Source organism: Streptomyces sp. NPDC026394, assembly GCF_055567735.1.
Map to the genome: position 1 here is coordinate 209,756 of NZ_JBVHPX010000003.1, position 20,939 is coordinate 230,694.

Here is a 20,939-nt window from a genome sequence, read left to right on the forward strand (position 1 = left end):
CCGGCCCCGGTCCCCGCGAATACCGCATGGCCGACCTCGCCGAAGCGGCCGGCATCACCGTCCGCACCCTCCGCTTCTACCGCGAGCGCAAACTCATCCCACCGCCACGCCGCGAGGGCCGCATCGCCTGGTACAACGAGCACCACCTCGCCCGCCTCCACACCATCGCCGGCCTGCTCGAACGCGGCCACACCCTGGGCGGCATCGCCGAACTCCTCGCCGCCTTCGACACCGGCCGCGACGTCGGCGAACTCCTCGGCCTGGAGGACACCCTCGTGGCCCCCTGGTCCGAGGAGACCCCCGTACGCCTGACTCCCGAGGAACTCGCCGACCACTTCAAGGACGACGTCACCCCGGAGAACCTCTCCGCCTCCCTCGACATCGGCTATCTGGCGGTCGACGGTGACGAGTTCGTCCACATCAGCCGCCGCCTGCTCGACGCCTCCACCGAACTCGTCGCCAACGGCGTACCGCTGGCCGCCGTCCTCACAGCGGGCCGCGAGGTCCGCACCCACGCCGACGCCCTCGCCGACCTGTTCATCTCGGTCATCCGCACCCACGTCCTGGCCGACGTCCTCGACCGCGCCGCGGCCGGCGTGCCCCTCGACCCCACCGAGGCCGCCCGCATCACCCGGACCATCGAAAAACTCCGCCCCATCTCCAAGGGCATCGTCGACGCGGAACTGTCGATGGCGATGGACCGGAGGGTGCGGGCGGAGCTGGACTCGTGGCGGCGGGAGACGGAAAACGGAAACGGGAGCGGGGACTGACCGCTCCCCGCTCCCCGTTCCCTGCTCCCGTGTCGGGCCTGCCTACTCGGGGCAGGTGTCCTGGGTCACCTTGCCGCTGCCGGCGGAGGCGGTGGCCGGGTCCATCGACAGGCGCAGGTTCGTCCAGTTGTTGACGAACCGGAAGCTCTTCTTGGAGTCGCTCACGGACCCGATCTTGGTCGGGACGACGTTCCACATCTGGCTGCCCGAGAACCAGCGGGTCTCGCAGTCCCACCAGAACCGCTGGGTGCCGGCCGGCGGCGGCTTGCCGTCGTTGTAGGGGACGGTCAGGCACTTGCCGTTGCTCGACTTGATCTGGAAGTAGCCCTTGTGCTCGAAGGACGTGGGCTGCTCGGCCTGCCACTGGTGGCTGCTGGGCGCTTTCGACCGGCACGCGCGCTGGGTGACCAGGCCGCCGGTCTTGGAGCTGTCGAACTCGGGACCCCGCACCATGCACCGCTTGTACTGGCTGTTGACGTAGGTCCTGTCGGAGTTGACCGGCCAGATCGCCCGGTTGCCGCCGCCCTTGGGGATGTGGCCGTCGTTGCGGGAGATGATGGTGTCCACCAGGGCCCAGCCGGGGAAGTCCATCATGACCATGCCGACGCGGCCGCTGTCACCGGCGTTGAGGTACTTCAGCAACCGGTGATTGATGCCCTCGACTTCGGTACGGACACCGCCCTGCTCCTGCCAGTACCCGCCGGCGTACTCGAACGGGAGCCGCAGAATGGTCTTGGACGCCGAGGTGTACGCCACGTACACCTCGTCCTTGTCGTCACGGGCCGCCCGGTCGACGTTCTCCTTGACGTGGTCCCACTTCTTCTGGACGGGGTCCGCCGTCCAGTGGTCTTCCTGATTCTTGTTGAAGGTCTCGATCCCGTACTTGTCGTTGCCGACGCTGTCGAAGCTGCCCAGGACCAGCTTGCCGCGGACGTCCTTGAGGCTGGGGACCGGTGCTCTCTTGTCGCCCTTCACCGAAGGGGAGTAGAACAGGTCGCCGAACCTCTTCACGTAGTGGCCGAAGATGCTCTGGGCGTCTTCCGCCGTCATCGACTTCGGATCGTTCGCACACTCGGTGGCGCTGGCACCCCCGAAGGGGCACTCGGCCTTCAGGCGCATCACCACCGTCTCGCTCGGGTGCTTCTTGAGGAAGGCCTGCGTCTCGTCCAGAACGTCACGGAAATCGGCCTCCTGGAAGACCACTCCGTGGTGGATGGTGAAATCCTCGCCCCGCCGATACGGACCCGGACGTCGATGGCACGGATGCCGTGCTCCAGTTGCGCCTTCAAGGTTTTCCCGTTGTCGCCGAAGTCCTCCTGCGTCTGCGTGATGGCGCCACCGTGAATGGCGAGCGTGTCGTGGGTGCCGGGCAGGGACATCGCCGCCAGCGAGGTGTCGTCCGCGATGTTCGCCATCCAGTCCAGCCGGGTCGTCGACCCGAGGTCCCGGTAGGCGTCCTGGTTCCGCGATCCGGCCGCCCCGGCGGCACCGGGCGTGAGCAGCGCCGCGCCCAAGGCGGCACAGACCGTCATCAAGCGCACCAGGGGACGAGACCGCCGACGCGTTCTGACGCCGGTGTCGTGGAAGGCGGGGCGGGACATGGGACTCCTGCCGGAATGCGCCGGAGACGACCGAAGACGGTCACGGGACGTCACGTGGACGTCCCTCACCCTGTCCCACGGACCTAACGCTTTTCTCATTCCCGGCAGATCGCACGAAGGGGATAGATCCCGGGAAGTTGACCGGCCCCCACATCACCAAGTATCCGGAGGCACCGACAGCTTCCCGACTTTGCCGATTTCAGGCAATGACCGCCGGGCGCACGAGGGTGACGATCGTGTCATCGGCAGTTCAACCACGGAGGCACCCCACCCATGAGACCGACCCGCGCTGCCCTGCTCGTCGCGGCCACCGCCCTGACCCCGGCCCTGCTCCTGGCCACCCCGGCGTCCGCCACCACCCCGGCGGCCACGCCGACACCCGTGGCGGCCACGCACGCGACCACCGCCCCCGGCACGCCGGTCGACGAGATGTCGCCGGACGACCTCCGCGTCGCGGTCTCGCGCATTCTGGCGGACAAGAACATCGGCAAGGGAGTGAAGCGCGAAGCCGGCAAGGCCCTGGACGACGGCACACCGGAAGCCCTCCGCACCTTCCTCAAAACCGGTTACCGCCTCGCCCAGGCCGAGGACGATCGCGTCGCGATCTCCATCATCCTCGCCCGCAAGGACACCGGTCGCGGAGTCAAGGAAGCCATTTACGAGCTCCTCGACAACGGCACACCGGAAGAACTGCGCGCCTTCCTCGAAACGGGCTACCGTCTCGTCCGCGCAGAAGACGACCGCGTCGCCATAGCCACCCTCCTCGCCGGCAAAGACGTCGGCAAGGGAGTGAAGCGCGAAGCCGGCAAGGCTCTCGACGACAGCAGCCCGGAAGCCCTCCGCGCCTTCCTCGAAACCGGTTACCGCCTCGCCCGCGCCGAGGACGACCGGTTCGCCATCTCCCGTATCCTCGCCGGCAAGAACGTCGGCAAGGCCGTGAAGCGGGAAGCCGGCAAAGCCCTCGACGACAGCAGCCCGGAAGCCCTCCGCGCCTTCCTCGAAACCGGTTACCGCCTCGCCCGCGCCGAGGACGACCGGTTCGCCATCCTCCGCATTCTGGCCAAGCCGAATCTCGACAAGAAGCTCCGCCAGGCCGCCGAAAAGGCCGTGGACGGTACGCCGGAAGAAATGCGGCGCTTCCTGGAGACCGGACCGTACGAGGTACGCACCCGCTGACCCCGGTCAGCGGCGGGCCCCGGCGCGTCCGCCATCAATCGGCCTCGGGAAACACCGTGCACCACAGCTCTCGGAGATGCGCACGGTGTCGCCCGGCCGTGCGTACGTCAGCAGTCATCAGCCGACCGGCGGGAGGCGGGCCAGGAGTCAGTCGGTGTCCGTAGCCGCCAGGACGGCCACGTGATGCCGGTCGGGGCGCAGCGCCAAGATGCCGAAGTCCCACGCGACGCCGTGGAACCAGTCCGTTTCGGTGCCCAAGTCGTACCACGTGCAGGCCCGGGCGCTCTCGTCGACCTGTTCGAACTCTGTGCCGGCCGGCGCTCCGACAAGCCCGGTCATCGAGTGCCAGGCTGCCAAGCGTCCGTAGGCGCCGTGCAAGCTCCCGCCGTATGCGCCTCCGGTGGAGGCGGCCGAGAACAGCATGCGCCACGCCCTCCCGGCGGTCGAGGCGTCCATGCGTACCGTCCCGCGCCGTGTTCCCGCCAGGCATTCCAGGGGTAGCACATCGATCGCCGCGCGCAGGTGGGCGCGGTCGCAAGGGGCGTCACCGGCGAAGACCCGCGCCTCGATCTTCCCGTTGGAGTGCTCCCGCCAACCGTTGACCGCTGTGGCCATGGCTTCGCTTTGCGCCGGGTCGGGGAGTTCCGCCAGGCCGAAGGCCGGGCCGGGGCCGGCGGACGGGCTCGCACTCGGGCCAGGCGGCTCCGTCCCGGAGCGACAGGGAAGGCTGTGCGATGCACCACGGGTCGAGTAGCGTGGCAGCTCCACCTTCTCCTCGGCCTCCAGCAGCCGGGTCGGCAGCGCCGCCAGCGGGTGGTCTCCGCTGCGCAGTGCCGCGGCGAAGCCCCGGGTCTCCGCGAGCCCGCTCACATCGATGCCACGCAGTACGAGCTCGTGCAGCAGGCAGGCACGCAGTTCGTACGGGGCTGCCGCCGTTGTCCTCCCGGGAGCGAACACCGCCGCGAGCAGGTCCTCCACGGGCTGCTCGGAGGCCAGTACGGAGGCCCGGAAGCGTGCTGCCTGACGCTCGGCCTCGGGAAAGCGGGTACCGGGGAGGCTGATCGCGCGCTCGATGTTCGCCCTTCCCGGAGTGGTCTGCAAGGCGCACAGTGCGTGGCTGAACACCGCTTCGTACTGCCAGGCTTCGGTCTTCGTGCGACCGAGAGCGACAATGGCCCTGGCCAGGTCGCGGGCGAAGTCGGGGTCCCCGGCGGTCACCCGACGCTCGACTTCGTCGTGGACGCCGGTGACGTCCACGCGATTCGGGAGACTGTCGAGTACACGGGCGATGTCAGCGTGCATGGCTTGATCAGCATATGCGCCCACGCTTCGCCACGCGGCACAGCGAGCCGACGCCAGCGGGGCGGGCCCCGTCCCCCGTCCGCTTCGCCGTAGCTCGCCGCCCTCGGGCACCCACCACACACGACCACCAGCGAGACGGGTTCTCCGGGGAGCCGGCGGAAAGCCGCGCGCCTGTCCGCCTCACAGCGCCCAGGCAGCACCCGGATCGTCCAGCCACACCTGCTGGCCCTCGGCGGCGACGGTCAGCCCGAACCGCTCGCAGCCGGGCCGGCCCTGCGCCACCCACCACCGGTGGGCGGCCTCCACCTCGTCCCACAGCCGACGAGGGCCGCCCTGCCAGACGCGGGCTTCCGCGCCGTCACGGAAGTACACGCACGCCCAGGACCGGTCCCGCAGCCCGTAGAGCCACACCGGCCGCGCACCCCCGCGTCTCTCCGCCTCGACCTGCACACAGTGGGGCACCCGCAGCCCCACGGCAAACCGCTGGGGCCCGAACGCCCCGCCCGTGAATTCCTCCTCCGTAAGCCCCGTGGACGTCTCGTCCCCATTCGCCACGCTTCCCGGAACGTACGCCGTGTGCACCACTTGCGGCAGCCGCTGCGCCCGCAGCTTCATGCATTCCACCGCCCCGGTGAATTTCCCCGAAGCGCTGCGCCCGTCGCGAGGAGCTCACGGCCTCCGAGGCGGTGAGGGGCTGTCATCACCGTACGGATGCTTCCACGGCCCGGCGGGCAACTCCGCTTCCACCGCCGCATAATCCTGGAAGTTCCGCCGATAGCGCCTGTGGCCGGTTTCTTTGCTGTGCTCACGCATCCACACCTCCACCGGGTGGGGAGTCAGCCATTCGTCGGACTTCTCGCCGCATTCCTTTTCCTCGCCTGAAACGCACACGGCCTCGTAGGTGGGCTCCGCTGTCGGGTCCTGCCTGATCGTGAAGGGCACGTACCGGAAGATGCGGCGGCTCATTGCCCACATTCCTTGGCCTGGTGCTTGCGCATCAGGACATTCGCGTCGGACACGCCGCTGCAATCACCGGTCGATCGGCAGTTCGCCCTGCGCGTGGACACCCCGAGACACGTCGTGCAACCCGGGCGGGGACGTGGCTCGGCTTCTTGCCTCGGTGGCAGCTCCACCGGCTGCTCGTGCGAGGTCCTGGGGAACGTCATGCAACCAGTCAACCCAGGTTGCGGACGGTGAACTTGCACATGGCTTGCACAAAGAGCGTGCGGGTACCCGCAGGGCCTTGCCACCATGACAGCAGGACGCACCTCCTCGGGTAGGGCTGATCACATGGGCACGACCACGGAACTGGCACCGGGCGCGAACCTCGCGGCGCTTCGCAAGGCGCGCGGCATGTCTCAGACGCAGCTGGCCTCACGGGCGAACATCTCCGTTTCCCTCCTGTCCAAGATCGAGGTGGGAGACAGGGCCCTGACATCTGCCGTAGCGGCAGCCCTGGGCAAACCCATGGGGCTCAGCATGGCCGAGGTGCTGGGCCGGGCCTCGGTCTCCCGGGACGACGAGCAGCGACTGGCGGAACTGCGCTCTGCGATCCGGGACTACGACCTGCCCGGACGTCACGAAGTCCACGAGGCCGGCATAGTCGCCGCCCTGGAGACCGCGCGGCGTCACCGCGACGCCGCAGCGGTGGACCGGCTGCTGACACTGCTCCCCGGGCTGCTCAGAAATGCCACCGTCCATGCGCACGCCGCCAACACGGTGGATGCGTGGATGGCGCTGTCCGAGGTCTACAGCAGCGTGTACTGGCTGGCCGCCCGGCACCGCTGGATGGACATGGCGGAGCTGGCCGTGACCCGGCAGCGTTGGGCCGTCGAGCAGAAGCCCGACCCGCTGGGGGTGGCGATCGCCGCTCGCGACAGGGCGGGCGCGTACCTCAACGGCGGTGACTTCGAGGGCGGGCTGACGATTGTCGACCGCGCCGTCGCACAGGCCCAGTCCGGCCTGTCCGGTCAGGACCGGGCCTTCGCCGTGGGCGTGCTGAACCTCCGCGGCATGACCCTGGCCGGTCGCCTGCACGACAAGCAGGTGGGCCGACGCGAGGCCGAGCGGCACATCGCGTCCGCGTGGGAAGCCGCCGAGTGGTTCGACGACCGCGACTGGCACCGGCACAACATGATCTTCGGCCCGCGGAACGTCACCACTCACGTACTGGCCACCCGCCTCGACCTGGGCCGTCCGCGCGAGGCCCTGGAAGCCGCGGAGGCCATCGACGCGGCCCTGGCGGACCTGCCCGCCAACCGCGTCGGCCCGACCAGGATGAATCTCGCCCGCGCTCAGCTGGACGTGGGCGACCGTGACGGCGCCTTGGAAAGCCTGAGTGCGGCATGGGACGCGGCCCCGCAGATGGCACGCATCCACCCCACGGCGCGGGAGGTGTTCCGCGTACTGTCGTCCCTGCACAGGCGGAGCAAGCCGGAGCTGCTGCGCCTGTCCAAGCTTTCGGGCATCAGTCTCTAGTGACCGAGCGCGTACGGGAGTCGTCGCTCTCCGCCGGGCCTACGGCTCCCTGCCCCTGCATGGCGTGCGCCGGGAAAACCGGACAGCACAGGGAGGCACCATGTCGCCCAACCTGCCCCTTCCCTGGGCCAAGTCGAGCCATAGCAGCCCGGATGGCGGCAACTGCGTGGAGTGGTCTCCCTCGACCGCCGAGGCCACAGGCATCGTCCCGGTCCGCGACAGCAAGGCCCCGGACGGTCCCGTCCTCGCCTTCCCCGCCGCCGCCTTCGCGGCGTTCGTCGTCGGCGTCAAGTCCGGCACCTTCTTCGCCTGAGCGGCTGCCCCCTCACCCCTCCAAGAACCCACGCAGTGACGCCGCGAGGCTGGTCGCGAACGCGTCCCGGGTCTGCTCGGGGAGCAGGTCCAGGGAGAGGTACGGGTTGAGGTCTTCCAACTCGACCAGGAGGAGGTCGCCATCGGGGGCGCGGCAGGCGTCCACGCGCTGGATGCCGTGGTCGAGGGTGTTCCAGCCGATGAACTGGTGCGCGAAGGCGAGGTCCGCCTCGGTGGGCTCGTACGGTGTGAGTTCCCAGCGGCGGGTGGGGTCCGGGGCGTGGAGGGCGTACTGGAAGGTGTCGTCGACGTAGTAGAAGGACACCTCGTAGCGGAAGTCGATGCGCGGCTGGACCAGGATGTCGCCGTAGGGCAGGTCGGCGAGTTGGGCTGCGGGGGCGAAGGTCAGGCCGATGGAGTCCGCGCCCGCCTTCGGCTTGACCGCGTACTGCGTGGCCTTGGGCAGCAGGTGGAGGTCTCGGGGGCGGTCGACGGTGGGGATGACCGGGTACCCGGCGGCGGTCAGGTCCAGCAGGTACTGCTTGCCGGCCATGTCGCCACGCCCGGTCAGCGGGTTGTAGACCCGGGTGCCGCGCGCCAGAGCCTGCTCGCGGAACGCGTCGTACTCCTCCTGATAGTGCAGCACGGGACCACTGTTACGCACGATGACCGCGTCGAACGCGTCCATCAGCCCGGCGGCGTCCAGAGGGTGGCACAGGGCGATGTCGAAGGCGTCGCGCAGCCGGGAGGACAGGAAGATGTCCTCGTCGCAGTAGCGCCGCCCCTTGGCCTGGTAGGCGAGGTCGGTCACGAACAGAACGCGGGGGCGGCTGGACACGATGCATCTCCTCGAACGGTGATCATCAGCCTAACCGTGCAGGTGGGGCGGCCTGAGCGGGCCGCACTGCTCGCAGCTCCCGTGGGCCCGGACCGGCTCTCGGCCCTGCGCCGGCGCGTACGCCGGTACGGCGTCAGCCAGGATCGTGAACGGTCGTGATCGTGGACAACCGCGACCGGCGCGTACCCGCGCGGTGTCACCACAGAAGTGGCAGCCGCTCCGGGGTGCGTTTGATCCAGCCCGTCCGCCAGTTGATTTCTTCCGGGGGGATCGCCAGGCGCAGTGCGGGCATCCGCTCCAGAACGGCGGACAGCGCGACGGACGCGTGGGTGCGCGCGAGATACGTGGCCGAGCAGTAGTGGCGGCCCGTGCCGAAGGTCAGGTGTTCCTTCGCGTTGCGGGTCAGGTCGAGTTGGTCGGGGCTGTCGAATACGGCGGGGTCGTAGTTGGCGCCTTCCACGAGGACGAGGACGAGGTCGCCTTTGGTGATGGCCTGGCCGCCGAGTTCGGTGTCCCTGACGGCGATGCGCGGGAGACCGTCGCCGATGGCGAGGCTGTAACGGAGGAGTTCCTCCACCGCCGGTTCCATGGCTTCCGGGTGGGCGTGCAGCCATTGCGTCTGGTCCCGGTGCGTGGTGAGTTGCAGCAAGGACAGCAGGAGGAAGGCCGCGGTGCTCAGCCCTCCCGCGACGAAGAGGTTGTTGATCATAAGGATGATCTCTTCGTCGAGTTCGGGCTCCGTCCCGTTCTCGATACGGAAGCGGGCCAGGGCGCCGAGCAGGCCCGGCGCGTCGACGGCGTCCGGCGCCAGCAGGCGGGCGCGGGTACGGGCCAGGCACTTCTCCAGGTTGACCTGCGCGCCCTCGAACGTACGCGGCACGGTCATGATGCTGATGTCGAATCCGTCCATCAGCAGCCGTCCGTGGTCCTCGGAAAGGCCCATGACGGTGGCCATGACGGAGGCGGTGTAGGGCTGGGTGAAACGGGCCCGGAAGTCCACCGGCGGGCCCTCGGCCGTGATGTCGTCGAGGAGTTCGCCGGCCTTGCGGCGGAACGCGCCGGTGGCCTCTTTCACCGCGTGCGGGGAGAGGGCCTGCATCACCGTGTCGCGCAGGCCCACGCCCACCATGTCCTTGACGCTGCTGCGGTTCGACGCCGGGAAGAGCGGCGCGTATTGCAGGCGTCCGCCCGGTTCGGCCAGGGCCGACATGCTGAAGGCGTCGTCCTGGAGTACCCGCGTGGCCAGTTCGTGCGTGCAGACCAGCCAGGCCGGGTCGCCGGTGAACGTACGGATGCGGGCGACGGGCTTGTGCTCGCGCAGCCACGTACATACGTCCGGGACCACGTCACCGCGCCGGGGAAGGGGCCATTCCACGTCCACGTCCACGTGCGCGTTCACCTCCGCGTCCGCGTTCACCTCCGCTTTCACACCGGCCTCCTCGCCCACAGGTACAGGCTGTTCTCCGGCTCGGACGGCACCGGACCGTCCGGCGGGGCCTCGACGCGGACCTCCACTCGCTCGGTCTCCAGACCGGCCAGCCGGGCGTGGTGCCGGACGTCCTCGCGCAGGCACCGCGCGGCGCGGTACGTCCGGCCGAGGAACCGCACGTCCTCGGCCGCCCGGCGCTCCAGGACCGCGAGGAGGACGGTGCCGCCCGGCACGGTAAGGGCAGCGAGCCGCCGCAGCCCCTCCACGAAGGAACGCTCGGGCAGGTCGCCGAAGCAGAACAGGCACACCACGGCGTCGTACACCCCCAGCTCGGCGGGGGCCTCGCCGAAGAGGTCGGCCAGGACGAAGCGCGCCTGGGGCACCTGCCGCCGCGCATGGGCTAGCATCACCTCGGAGACGTCGATACCCGTGACGTCCAGGCCCTTCGCGCACAGTTGCTCCGTGGTGGGCCGCCCCGTCGCGCACCCCACGTCCAGCACGCGGGAGCCGGGAGCCAGCCGCCGCGTCAGCTCCTCGACGGCGTCGGTCTGGGCCTGCTTCCGGCCGGCGAAGGCCAGCTCGAAATCCATACCGAGGCTGTTGAAGACGCGCGCCGCACGGACGCCTTCCGAAGTCATGGCGCGCGCCGCGCGGGCGCCCTTCGGGGTGATCACCACGGCGCTGGGGCGGGCGGGCGGACCGGCGGCGCGCACTCGGGCATCGTCACTCCTCGTAGCGGCGTACGTCCGGATACGTACGCGTTCGGGGTGATATATGCCCGCGCTGCGCCACGGGGGGCGGCAGGGCTCCGCGCAATGCCTCGAAAGCGTGAGGGGCCGGCCCGCCGAAGCGTGCGGGCGCGGCCCCCGCCGGGCGCCCGGCGGGGGCCGCGCCACAAACTCTTACCGCTCGAAGACCGCCGTGACCGGTGCGTGGTCGCTCCAGCGCTGGTCGTGGGTGGCGGCCCGCTCCACGAACGCCTTCACGGCGCGCGCCGCCAGGCCGGGCGTGCTCATGAGGTAGTCGATGCGCCACCCCGCGTCATTGTCGAACGCGCGGCCCCGGTACGACCACCAGGAGTACGGGCCCTCGGTGTCCGGGTGCAGGGCGCGGACGACGTCCACGTAACCGCCCTCGTGCTCGGCGAGGACGCGGGTGAGCCAGGCGCGCTCCTCGGGGAGGAAGCCGGCCTTCTTGCGGTTGGCCTTCCAGTTCTTCAGGTCGGCCTCCTGGTGGGCGATGTTCCAGTCGCCGCACACCAGGACCTCACGGCCGGACGCGGCGGCCCGCTCGCGCAGCGCGGCGAGGTACGGGAGGAACTCGGCCATGAACCGTTCCTTCTCGTCCTGCCGGTCGGTGCCCACCTCGCCGGAGGGGAGGTAGAGGCTGGCCACCGTCACACCGGGCAGGTCGATCTCGACGTACCGGCCGCTGGTGTCGAACTCGGCCGACCCGAACCCGATCTGTACGCGCTCGGGCGCGCGGCGCGAGTAGAGGGAGACACCGGCCCGGCCCTTCGCGGCCGCGGGGGCGTGCACCGTGTGCCAGCCTTCGGGGTCGCGGGCCTCGGCGGGCAACTGGTCCGGCTCGGCGCGTACCTCCTGGAGGCAGATCACGTCGGCGTCCGTCTCCGCCAGCCAGGGAAGGAAGCCCTTCTTGGCCGCGGCGCGCAGGCCGTTGACGTTGACGGTTGTCACAGTTAGCACTACTTGCTCCCTCATCGCGCTGGCGGCAGCGCAGCCTACGCGACGCGAGGGGGCGGAAACGACTCGGCGCTACGCGCGCGCGTGCCCGGCGCGGTGAGCGCCGGGCACGACGGTGAGCCGTTCCGGTCAGTGACAGATCGAGGAGGCCGGGGTCGCGTACAGGTCGCGGTAGCAGGTCGGCAGCCGGTCGGTGTCGGTCTTGTTCACCGCCGTGATGATGTACTTGCCGTCGCGGTCGCCGAGCAGCTGGTACGGCTTGTGCCCCCACCCGATGGTGCCCGGGTAATCCCGCTCGCCGCGGCTGTCGCCGTTGGCGCTGTCGTCGTTCGGCTGGCTGCCGAAGCTGACCGGCGGCGCGGGGTCCGCCGGGGCCGCCGCCACGGCAGCCCCGGTCAGACCGGTTGCGGACAGGGAGAGTACGGCGGCGGCGGTGGCCAGAACGGGACGCAGACGCATGGGTTTCTCCTTCGGTTCAGCGTCAGTGGCGCAGCAGCCGTTCCCCGCCACCGGCCCGTATTGTCCGATCCCGTACCGACACACCCCCATCGGGTGCTTTGGCTCCGCCGAACCGCCGTATGCGGCGGGAGGGCGGGGGCGGGGTCCGGTAGAGGGGACGGGATGCGGACTTCGGAAGAGGCACGCGTCGGTGGCGCGCCGGGCGGGCGCCGGTATCCCGTCCGGCACTCTCGCCCCAACGGCCGGATATCCGTACGATTCATCGGATGGAGATCCGTCCCGTCCCCTATGACCACCCCGACGCCGTCGACCTCGACCGGCTGGTGCAGCGCGAGTACGCGCAGCGGTACGACGACGAGGGCGACATCACGCCGCTCGACCCGGGGATGTTCCGGCCGCCGAACGGCCTGTACCTGCTCGCGTACGAGGACGGGCGCCCGCTGGCCACCGGCGGCTGGCGGGCCCAGGACGCCAACCCCGAGGGCTACGCGGACGGGGACGCCGAGATCAAGCGGATGTTCGTGGTCACGGAGGCCCGCGGGCGCGGTCTGGCCCGGCGCATCCTCGCGGCCCTGGAGGCGGACGCGCGGGCCGCGGGCCGGACCCGGATGGTGCTGGAGACGGGCATCAAGCAGCCCGAGGCGCTGGCGCTGTACGCGTCGTGCGGCTACCGGCCGGTGACGAAGTTCGGGCTGTACCGGATGTACGAGGACAGCCGGTGCCTGGCGAAGTCCCTGGTGTCACCGGGGGACGACGCCGGAGCGCCGACCGGCGCGGGCGTCCGGGCGCACAGCTCGTAGGGCGTGGCGCCCGGGCACCCAGCTCGTACGCCCCTCAGCGGCTCTCCGCGATCAGCTCTTCCACGTACGTGCGCACCTCGGCCGCCGGATAGCGGACGACGCCCTCGCCGATGCCGGCCAGCGCCGCGTCGACCGGGCCCCTGGCCGGTTCCGAGACCTCGGCGACCAGGACGGTGCTGCCCGGCGGCACCTCCGCCGCCAGCATGTCCACGGCCGCGTTGTCCGCGCTGGCCCGTCGTGCGTCGCGCGCGCCGCCGAGCAGGCCGCCGGCACCGAAGCCGACCACGGCGCCCAGCGGCCCGCCCAGCAGTCCGACGAGCCCGCCGAGCAGCCCGCCGACGGCGAAGCCGCGCGCGGTGCCGGTGTGGTCCTCGTTCTCGGGGAAGGTGACGGTGCCGTCGGTGTCCCGGGCGATCACGGTGGCCTCGCGCAGCGTGATCCGGTGTTCGGCGTCCTCGTGGCGCAGCGCGTCCAGGGCGCGTCGCGCCGCGCCCTCCCCGGCGTCGGTGAGGTCCATGAAGAGCACGTTCTCGTCCATCGCGGTGGCTCCAGTGGTCTGCGGTCGACGGTGGGGTACCGGTACGCCTGCTCCGGACGCGGGCGTCTCACACCACTCTTGGTGCGGACGGGCCGCTGCGCATGTCAGGAGCCGTCGGAGGACGAGCCCCCGGAGCCTTCGCAGTCGTCGGCGAGCGACCGGCCGAGGTCCAGCGTCGCCTCGGCCCCTCCCCCCGCCGGGTTGGCGAACGTCAGCCGCCCGCCCAGCACCCGCGCCTGTCCGGACGCGATGGTCAGCCCGAGGCCGAGCCCGTGACCGTCCGAGCCGCCGCCCGTACGGAAGCGCTGCGGCCCGTGGGCCAGCAGGGCCTCCGGGAAGCCCGGACCGCTGTCGCGGACGCGCAGGACGCCGCGCTCGACCTCGACGGTCACCGGGGCCGCGCCGTGCCGCAGCGCGTTGCCGACCAGGTTGACGAGGATCCGCTCGACCCGCCGCGGGTCGGTCTCCACCAGCCCGTCCGAGAGCACCCGTATCTCCACACCCGCCCCGGCGGCCTCGCCCAGCGCCGCCACCGTCCGCCGCGCCAGCTCGCCCAGCGGCCGCAGCTCCGTGTCGGCCTCCTCGGTACGCGCGTCCAGCCGCGCGACCTCCAGGACGTCCTCCATCAGCCCCCGTACCCGCTGGGCCCGGTCCTGGACCAGCTCGGTGGGGCGCGAGGGCGGCAGCAGGCCGGCGGCCGCCACCAGGCCGGCGACGGGGGTGCGCAGTTCGTGGGCGATGTTCGCGGTGACGTCGCGTTCGGCCTGGAGGCGGGCGGCCAGCGCGTCGGCCATGGTGTTGACCGCGGTGGTGAGCTGGGCTATCTCGTCCTTGCCGCCGCGCGGCAGCCGTGCGGTCAGGTCGCCCTCGGCGATCCGCTGCGCGGTGACCGCCGAGGAGGTCAGCCGCCGTCCCAGCCGGCGGGCGACCAGCAGGCCGACGACGCAGCCCAGCGCGGTGCCCGCGATGCCGGACAGCCACAGGACGCGGTCCAGGCTGCGCAGGGTCTCCCGCTCCCGTACGTAGGGGCGCTTGATCGCGATGACCTCGCCGGCCAGCTCGGTCGCGGCCCAGAGATGCGGCTTGGGGCCGTCGGGTTCCAGGTAGACGCCGCGTTTGCCGTGCGCGACGGCGTCCTTCAGCGGGCCGGGGAGGTCGGGCGGGTCGATGATCGCCCGGCCGGTGTCGACACCGGCCGCCCGGTCCTGCACCAGGCTCTGCAGCCGCCCGTCGATCGATTCGGCCGCCAGGTCGAACTGCGCGTCCACGGTCCGGTTGTGCACGAGCACGCCGATGAGGACCGCGACCACGGCGGCCGTGGCGGCGATCGCTATGCCGATCTTCGCGCGCAACCCCATGGCGGCCTAGAACTCCGGGGTGTGCAGGCTGACCCTGCCCAGCTCGGCGGCCTTCTCCGGCGGCAGGCGGTCGGAGACGAGGGTGGCGCTCGAATAGAAGGCCGGCCGGTGCTGCCGGTCCGGCCCGTCCTGCTTGAGCAGGCCGCTGAGCGTCACCTCGACCGGGTACGGCTGTTCCCCGCACGCGGGACGGCACCAGGCGCCGCTGAGTCCTCCGGTGGCCTTGGCGGTCGCGTCGCCCCAGGACGTCCAGTGCAGGCCGGTCAGGCTCACCGAGTCGGTGAGCACGAAGGAGGCGGGGCGCTGCAACGGGCGGCGTGCCGCGTCGGAGACGTAAACGGGTTCGGTGACCTCGGCCGGACCGGCCGGCGGTGAGGGCGACACGGCGGGGCCCGCCACCCGCAGGCCGCGCGGGTCGGAGCAGCCGGACAGCAGCAGCGCGGCCGCGGACATCGCGGCGACGCAGGCGGTCGCGGTGAGTGAGCGCACGTGTCCCTCGGTCGGCTGGGGGGCTTCGGGGTGGCACCGGAGTGCCGTCGGGGCGCCGTGAGGAGCCATGGACTGGACTTGTGGGCTTTTACGACAAAGGTAACCGTGTCCGCCCAGATTGCCCTCACGCTAAGCAGCCCGTTTCACGGCAGTCCCACGGCCGTGTAACAGGGGTCCATCGGTGGAGTGAGCTCGGTCGGTGGTGTGCGGCCGGTCGATGGTGTGCGGTCGGACGATGGTGTGCGGTCGGACGATGGTGTGCGGTCCAGCGGTGGCTCGCGGGAGCCGCCGGGACCGGCTCCGTCCGGACGACCGGCCCCCGCTTGACCCTCCCCCCACGTCAGGCCGCAGTCTGTGCCCGTACGGCACGGGCCGTACGGCGGCCCCCGGCGGGCCGTGGCACGAGAGGCGGTTCCATGGCGTACTCGGTCGGGCAGGTCTCCGGCTTCGCGGGCATCACGGTCCGCACCCTGCACCACTACGACAAGACCGGTCTGCTCTCCCCCAGCGCCCGCAGTCCCGCCGGATACCGCCGCTACGACGACGCCGACCTGGCCCGCCTCCAGCAGATCCTCTTCTACCGGCAGCTCGGCTTCGGCCTCGACGAGATCGCCGCCGTCCTCCGGGACCCGCAGGCCGACGCCCTGGACCACCTGCGCGCCCGGCACCGCCTGCTCAAGGAGCAGATCACCGAGCTGCAACGGCTGGTCGAGGTCGCCGAACGGGCGATGGAGGTGCAGCGTACGGGGGTGGAGCTGACGCCCGAGGAGCGTTTCGAGGTCTTCGGCGAGGTCACCTTCGACCTCAGTTACGCCACCGAGGCACACCTGAAGTGGCAGCACAGCGCGGGCCACCAGCAGTCCATGGCGCGGGCCGCCGCGCACACCAAGGAGGACTGGGCGCGGATCATGGCCGAGGCCGGCGCGTGGCGGCACCGGCTGCTCGCCGCCTTCGATGCCGGGGAGCCCGCCGACGGCGAGCGGGCCATGGACCTGGCCGAGGAGCACCGCGCCCACCTCACCCGCTGGTTCACCCCGTGCCCCACCGACATGCACTGCCGGATCGCCGACGACTTCACGGCCGACCCACGGGCCTACGCGCTCGTCGTACCGCCGTCCCAGCAGCGTCCCGGCCTCGCCGCGTACCTGCGGGCGGCGGTGCACGCCAACGCGGTACGCCAAGGCCCTGCTCCCGCCCCGCCCGGAACGCTCCCGCCCGCAGCCGTCCCGCCCGAAACCCTCCCGCCCTTCTCCCCGGAGCCGTCATGAAGATCCTCGTCACGGCGGCCGGTTCGTACGGCGACGTCGCCCCGTATACCGGCCTCGGCGCCCGCCTCCAGGAGGCCGGGCACACCGTCGCGCTGGCCGCCGACGCCTCGTACGCGCCGCTCGTACGCGCCGCCGGGCTGGAGTTCCGGGCGCTGCCCGCCGACCCCCGAAGGGAACGGAACGGGGCTTCCGGCGGGAAGCGGGAGCTGATGCGCCGGGCCGCCGCCTTCACCCGGGAGCTCGGCCCCGGCCTCGCCGATGCCGCCGCCCAGGGCGCCGACCTGCTGCTCCTGTCCGCGACCACCGCCCCGCTCGGCCGGCACGCCGCCGAGGCGATGGACATCCCGTTCCTCGACCTGCCCCTCCAGCCGAACGCGCCCACCGGCGACTTCCCGCCCGTGGTCGCGGGCACCCGCTCGCTGGGCCGCCGGGGCAACCGCGCCGCCGGCCGTCTCTCCCTGCGGGTGGTGGACCGCCTGTACGCGGACGGGGTACGGGAGCTACGGGCCCGGCTGGGCCTGCCGCCCGTTTCGACGGGCGCGCTGCGCCGCCGCCGGGACGCGGACCGCCGTACGGTGCTGCACGGCGTCAGCCCCGCACTCGTCCCCCGGCCCACGGACTGGCGCCCCGGCCTGGAACTGGTCGGCAACTGGTGGCCGTACACCGCACCCGACGCCGCCCTCCCACCCGCGCTGGAGGACTTCCTCGCGGCGGGCCCGCCGCCCGTCTTCGTCGGCTTCGGCAGCATGGCGGCAGGGGCGGGGGACGACGGCACGGCCGCGCGGCTGACGGCGAACGTCGTCGCCGCCCTCCGCCGCGCCAGGGTGCGCGGCGTGCTCCAGTCCGGCTGGGCGGGCCTGGCCGGCCCGGAGACCGGCGACGACGTCCTGACCGTCGGCGAGGTGCCGCACTCCCTCCTCTTCCCGCGTACGGCGGCCGTCGTGCACCACGCGGGCGCGGGCACGACGGCCGCCGCACTGCGGGCCGGGGTCCCGGCCGTGCCGGTACCGGTCACCGCCGACCAGCCGTTCTGGGCCGCCCGGCTGGCGGCGGTGGGCGCCGGTACCGGTCCGGTACCGTTCCGCGCGCTGGCGGAGGAGGAAGGCGCACCGGACCTCTTGGCGGAGGCCGTCGCGCGCGCTGTACGGGAGCCCGCCCACCGCGCTGCCGCCACCGGGATCGCACGGCGCATGGCGGCGGAGGACGGCGCGGGTGAGGTGCTGAAGGCGGTGGAGAACGGGGGGTGAGGGGGACGGGGCAGCCGGGCCCGCAGGACTCCGGCCGCCCCGCCTTCTTGTCAGCCCGCCGCGCGCGACAGCCGTACGGTCACGATCTGGAACGGCCGCAGCGTGAGCGCCACCTGTCCGTCCCGTACCTCACCGACGGCCGAACCGGCCGTCTCCCGCTCCAGCAGATCCGTCTCCACGGCACCCGCCACCGGGAACCCGGCCGTGAGCGTCGCCGAGGCCCGGCCGCCGTGCGACTCGTACAGCCGGACCACGACGTCGCCGCTGCGGTCCTCGGCCAGCTTCACGGCCTCCGCCACCACCGCGTCGTTGTCGACCGCGACCAGCGGCTCGACCGGCCCGCCACCCCGCACCGTGCGTTCGGGCAGGTTGATCCGGTGTCCCTCCCGTACCGCGTCGCCGACCGTCGCGCCGGGCGCGAGCGCGTACCGCAGGCGGTGCCGACCCTGGTCGGTCTCCGGGTCCGGGTAGCGGGGCGCCCGCAGCAGGGACAGCCGTACGGTCGTGGTCTGGCCGCCGTCCGGACGGATGTCGCGGGTGACGTCGTGCCCGTACGTGGAGTCGTTGACCAGGGCCGCGCCCCAGCCCGGTTCCTCGACCTGGATCCAGCGGTGCGCGCAGATCTCGAACTTGGCGGCCTCCCAGGACGTGTTGGTGTGGGTGGCGCGGAAGACGTGCCCGAACTGGGTCTCGGAGGCGGACCGGTCGGCCTTCACGTCCAGCGGGAAGGTGGCCTTGAGGAACGTCTCGGTCTCCCGCCAGTCCACCTCGGTGTCGATCTCCAGGACCTTGGCGCCGGAGCGCAGGGTCAGGGTCTGCACGACGGTGGAGCCGTGCCCGAAGGACCGGGCGACCTTGACCCGTACCTCGTGCGGGCCGGCCGCGTCGACCGTCAGCTCGTCCACGGACACCAGGTCGGTGACGTTGTGCCGGTAGAACTCGTCCACGTCCCAGGCGTCCCACATGTTGGGGAAGTCCGGGTGGATCTGGAGGAGGTTGGCCGCCGCGCCCGGTGCCACGGCCTCCCGTCCGGCCTCGATGTCATATGCCGACACGACCAGCCCGCGCGCGTCGATCTCGATCCGCAGCCGGCCGTTGGCGAGGCGGTGGCCGCCGGTGGCCCGGCCGTCCACGGTCAGCGGCTCGACGGTCACCGGGCGTACGGAGGCGGGCGCACCGCTCCGGCCGGGCGCCTGCCCGGGTGCGGGCTGCGCGCCGCCCGCCGGAACGCCGCCGCGCGCGTGCGGTGCCGCGTTGAAGACGATCTCCCGGGTGCCGGGCCCGGCCAGCGCGGTCTGCGCGGCGCGGACGATCCCGGTCAGCTCCTCGCGCACCCGCGCGTACGTGTCGCGGGCCTCCCGGTGCACCCAGGCGATCGACGAGCCGGGCAGGATGTCGTGGAACTGGTGCAGCAGCACCGTCTTCCAGATCCGCTCCAGGTCCTCGTACGGGTAGGTGTACGCGTGACCCGGCACCCGCACGGCGGCGGTGGCGGCCCACAGCTCGGCCTCGCGCAGCAGGGACTCACTGTGCCGGTTGCCCTGCTTGGTCTTGGCCTGCGAGGTGTACGTGCCGCGGTGCAGCTCCAGGTACAGCTCGCCCGCCCACACCGGCGCGTCCGGGTACTCCGCGTGCGCCTTCTCGAAGAACGCGTCGGGCCGCTCGATCTCGACCCGCGGCGAGCCCTCCAGATCCCGCAGCCGGGCCGCGCGGGCCAGCATCTCGCGGGTGGCGCCGCCACCGCCGTCACCCCACCCGAAGGGCGCCAGCGACCGCGTACCCCGGCCCTTCTCACGGTAGTTGCGGGCCGCGTGTGCCATCTCCTTGCCGCCGAGGTCGGAGTTGTAGGTGTCGACGGGCGGGAAGTGGGTGAAGACGCGGGTGCCGTCGATGCCCTCCCACCAGAAGGTGTGGTGCGGGAACTTGTTGACCTGGCTCCAGGAGATCTTCTGCGTCAGGAACCACGTCGAGCCGGACAGCTTCACGAGCTGCGGCATGGCCGCCGTGTAGCCGAAGGAGTCCGGCAGCCACACCTCCTTCGTCTCGATCCCGAACTCGTCGAGGAAGAACTTCTTCCCGTACAGGAACTGCCGGGCCATCGCCTCGCCACCGACCATGTTGGTGTCCGACTCCACCCACATGCCGCCGACCGGCACGAACTGCCCCGCCTCGATCTTCGCCTTGACCCTGGCGAACACCTCGGGCCGGTGCTCCTTGATCCAGGCGAGCTGCTGTGCCTGCGACATGGCGAAGACGAACTCGGGGTGCTCGTCCATCAGGTTGACCATGTTCGAGGACGTACGGGCCACCTTGCGTACCGTCTCGCGCAGCGGCCACAGCCAGGCGGAGTCGATGTGCGCGTGGCCGACCGCGCTGACGCGGTGCGCCGAGGCGTGGGCCGGGGACGCGAGGACGTCCGTGAGCTGCTCGCGCGCCCGCGCGGCGGTGCCGGGGATGTCCTTCAGGTCGACGGCGTCCAGGGCCCGCTCGACGGCGCGCAGGATGCCGTGGCGGCGCGCGTCGGCCACGTCCAGCTCCCGCATCAGGCTGCCCAGCACCTCCAGATCCTGGACGAGTTCCCAGACCTCGGTCTCGAAGACGACGAGGTCCATCCGCCGCAGCCGGTACAGCGGCGCGTGGCTCGCGGTGAGCCGGTCGCCCTCGTAGGTGGGCCGGTGGTCCGCCAGGACGGGGTTGGAGGCCGCCTCCACGTACAGCTCGACCGCCTCGTCGCCGGTGGCGGCCTCGGCGATGCGCACCCAGTCGTTGCGCGGGTTCAGGCCCTTCACCGCCTCGCCGTCCGCCCGGTAGACCAGGCCCTCGCACTGGAAGCCGGGCATGTTCGCGTCGAAGCCGAGGTCCAGTACGGCTTCGACGGTGCGTCCGGCCCACTCCGCCGGGACCTGCCCGGTGACCCGGAACCAGGTGGTGCCCCAGGCGGGCCCCCACCCCTCCCCGGTCTTCGTCGGTTCGTAGGTGGCGGCCAGTCCCTCGGCCGGCGGCACCGGCTCGCCCGGCGCCTCCCAGCGCTCGACCGTCAGCGGCACGGACCGGCTGCGGACGGCGGGCACGATGCGGTCGTTCAGGACACGGCGTAGACGGTGTTCCACGATGCTGCGGTCGTCGTGCATGAGGGTGCTCCGGTGGGTGTGTGGCGGGTGGGGGTGGGTG

The 20,939-nt window shown here is 71.7% G+C and carries 20 protein-coding genes and 1 pseudogene; 7 read left to right on the forward strand and 14 right to left on the reverse strand.

The genetic code is table 11. The features are described 5' to 3' along the window. Window positions 1-26 precede the first annotated feature (26 nt). On the forward strand, window positions 27-770 hold the full coding sequence (locus ACZ4QV_RS09285) for a MerR family transcriptional regulator (RefSeq protein ID WP_361150197.1): 744 nt from the start codon (window positions 27-29) through the stop codon (window positions 768-770). 42 nt (window positions 771-812) lie between these two features. On the opposite strand, the gene ACZ4QV_RS09290 is transcribed toward ACZ4QV_RS09285, so the two are convergent. Beyond that, the gene (locus ACZ4QV_RS09290; protein ID WP_361588653.1) at window positions 813-1,973 is read right to left on the reverse strand and encodes a hypothetical protein; all 1,161 of its coding nucleotides are present in this window, start codon (window positions 1,971-1,973) and stop codon (window positions 813-815) included. Continuing rightward, window positions 1,889-2,311 carry a hypothetical protein gene (locus tag ACZ4QV_RS09295; RefSeq protein ID WP_467762731.1) on the reverse strand — a complete coding sequence of 141 codons (423 nt, stop codon included), beginning with the start codon at window positions 2,309-2,311 and terminating at the stop codon, window positions 1,889-1,891. The genes ACZ4QV_RS09290 and ACZ4QV_RS09295 overlap by 85 nt, the downstream gene beginning before the upstream one ends. A 333-nt stretch (window positions 2,312-2,644) precedes the next feature. Between ACZ4QV_RS09295 and ACZ4QV_RS09300 the strand changes: the two genes are divergently transcribed. Then, entirely contained in the window at window positions 2,645-3,547 is a 903-nt protein-coding gene (locus tag ACZ4QV_RS09300) for an ALF repeat-containing protein (RefSeq protein WP_361588657.1), read from the forward strand. 147 nt (window positions 3,548-3,694) lie between these two features. On the opposite strand, the gene ACZ4QV_RS09305 is transcribed toward ACZ4QV_RS09300, so the two are convergent. The 3 genes and pseudogenes from ACZ4QV_RS09305 to ACZ4QV_RS09315 form a co-directional block, all read right to left on the reverse strand. Next, entirely contained in the window at window positions 3,695-4,849 is a 1,155-nt protein-coding gene (locus tag ACZ4QV_RS09305; protein WP_361588658.1) for a DUF6183 family protein, read from the reverse strand. Window positions 4,850-5,029: 180 nt separating this feature from the next. Next, a pseudogene (locus tag ACZ4QV_RS09310) lies at window positions 5,030-5,509 on the reverse strand (methyltransferase domain-containing protein); the annotation flags it as partial. A 9-nt stretch (window positions 5,510-5,518) separates the two neighbouring features. Further along, window positions 5,519-5,815, reverse strand: a complete 297-nt coding sequence (locus ACZ4QV_RS09315; protein ID WP_361149725.1) for a DUF7848 domain-containing protein — start codon at window positions 5,813-5,815, stop codon at window positions 5,519-5,521. Between the two features lie 324 nt (window positions 5,816-6,139). Here ACZ4QV_RS09315 and ACZ4QV_RS09320 point away from each other — a divergent pair, with 324 nt between their 5' ends. Continuing rightward, a complete protein-coding gene (locus ACZ4QV_RS09320; RefSeq protein ID WP_361588660.1) occupies window positions 6,140-7,327 on the forward strand; it encodes a helix-turn-helix domain-containing protein in 1,188 nt (395 codons plus the stop codon). A 100-nt stretch (window positions 7,328-7,427) separates the two neighbouring features. Next, window positions 7,428-7,640: a DUF397 domain-containing protein gene (locus ACZ4QV_RS09325; protein ID WP_361588662.1), complete on the forward strand. Its 213-nt coding sequence runs from the start codon at window positions 7,428-7,430 to the stop codon at window positions 7,638-7,640. A gap of 12 nt (window positions 7,641-7,652) precedes the next feature. Here the strand turns inward: ACZ4QV_RS09325 and ACZ4QV_RS09330 are convergent, their stop codons facing one another. From ACZ4QV_RS09330 to ACZ4QV_RS09350, 5 genes are all read right to left on the reverse strand, one after another. Then, on the reverse strand, window positions 7,653-8,477 hold the full coding sequence (locus ACZ4QV_RS09330; protein WP_361149716.1) for an ATP-grasp domain-containing protein: 825 nt from the start codon (window positions 8,475-8,477) through the stop codon (window positions 7,653-7,655). Between the two features lie 196 nt (window positions 8,478-8,673). Continuing rightward, the gene (locus ACZ4QV_RS09335) at window positions 8,674-9,906 is read right to left on the reverse strand and encodes a cytochrome P450 (RefSeq protein WP_361588665.1); all 1,233 of its coding nucleotides are present in this window, start codon (window positions 9,904-9,906) and stop codon (window positions 8,674-8,676) included. Next, complete coding sequence (locus ACZ4QV_RS09340) at window positions 9,903-10,619, reverse strand: class I SAM-dependent methyltransferase (RefSeq protein ID WP_361149711.1); 717 nt, start codon at window positions 10,617-10,619, stop codon at window positions 9,903-9,905. The genes ACZ4QV_RS09335 and ACZ4QV_RS09340 overlap by 4 nt, the downstream gene beginning before the upstream one ends. 189 nt (window positions 10,620-10,808) lie before the next feature. Then, entirely contained in the window at window positions 10,809-11,612 is an 804-nt protein-coding gene (locus ACZ4QV_RS09345) for an exodeoxyribonuclease III (protein ID WP_361149709.1), read from the reverse strand. 126 nt (window positions 11,613-11,738) lie between these two features. Continuing rightward, window positions 11,739-12,068, reverse strand: a complete 330-nt coding sequence (locus tag ACZ4QV_RS09350; protein ID WP_361149706.1) for a hypothetical protein — start codon at window positions 12,066-12,068, stop codon at window positions 11,739-11,741. Between the two features lie 266 nt (window positions 12,069-12,334). On the opposite strand from ACZ4QV_RS09350, the gene ACZ4QV_RS09355 reads away from it, so the two are divergent. Next, entirely contained in the window at window positions 12,335-12,868 is a 534-nt protein-coding gene (locus ACZ4QV_RS09355; RefSeq protein ID WP_361149704.1) for a GNAT family N-acetyltransferase, read from the forward strand. A 34-nt stretch (window positions 12,869-12,902) separates the two neighbouring features. Here ACZ4QV_RS09355 and ACZ4QV_RS09360 read toward each other — a convergent pair whose 3' ends face one another. The 3 genes from ACZ4QV_RS09360 to ACZ4QV_RS09370 all read right to left on the reverse strand — a co-directional run bounded on the left by ACZ4QV_RS09360 (window position 12,903) and on the right by ACZ4QV_RS09370 (window position 15,253). Continuing rightward, window positions 12,903-13,406 (reverse strand): DUF1269 domain-containing protein, encoded by a 504-nt coding sequence (locus tag ACZ4QV_RS09360; RefSeq protein ID WP_361587535.1) that lies wholly within the window; start codon window positions 13,404-13,406, stop codon window positions 12,903-12,905. Between the two features lie 104 nt (window positions 13,407-13,510). Beyond that, window positions 13,511-14,764, reverse strand: a complete 1,254-nt coding sequence (locus ACZ4QV_RS09365; RefSeq protein WP_361587533.1) for a HAMP domain-containing sensor histidine kinase — start codon at window positions 14,762-14,764, stop codon at window positions 13,511-13,513. A gap of 6 nt (window positions 14,765-14,770) precedes the next feature. Further along, the gene (locus ACZ4QV_RS09370; RefSeq protein ID WP_361149699.1) at window positions 14,771-15,253 is read right to left on the reverse strand and encodes a hypothetical protein; all 483 of its coding nucleotides are present in this window, start codon (window positions 15,251-15,253) and stop codon (window positions 14,771-14,773) included. A 416-nt stretch (window positions 15,254-15,669) separates the two neighbouring features. On the opposite strand from ACZ4QV_RS09370, the gene ACZ4QV_RS09375 reads away from it, so the two are divergent. Together ACZ4QV_RS09375 and ACZ4QV_RS09380 are read left to right on the forward strand one after the other, a co-directional pair. Next, a complete protein-coding gene (locus ACZ4QV_RS09375; RefSeq protein ID WP_361587531.1) occupies window positions 15,670-16,521 on the forward strand; it encodes a MerR family transcriptional regulator in 852 nt (283 codons plus the stop codon). Continuing rightward, window positions 16,518-17,768 (forward strand): glycosyltransferase, encoded by a 1,251-nt coding sequence (locus tag ACZ4QV_RS09380; RefSeq protein WP_467762732.1) that lies wholly within the window; start codon window positions 16,518-16,520, stop codon window positions 17,766-17,768. Before ACZ4QV_RS09375 ends, ACZ4QV_RS09380 begins: the two co-directional genes overlap by 4 nt. 50 nt (window positions 17,769-17,818) lie before the next feature. Here the strand turns inward: ACZ4QV_RS09380 and ACZ4QV_RS09385 are convergent, their stop codons facing one another. Then, window positions 17,819-20,899 (reverse strand): alpha-mannosidase, encoded by a 3,081-nt coding sequence (locus ACZ4QV_RS09385; RefSeq protein WP_467762733.1) that lies wholly within the window; start codon window positions 20,897-20,899, stop codon window positions 17,819-17,821. Window positions 20,900-20,939 lie beyond the last annotated feature (40 nt).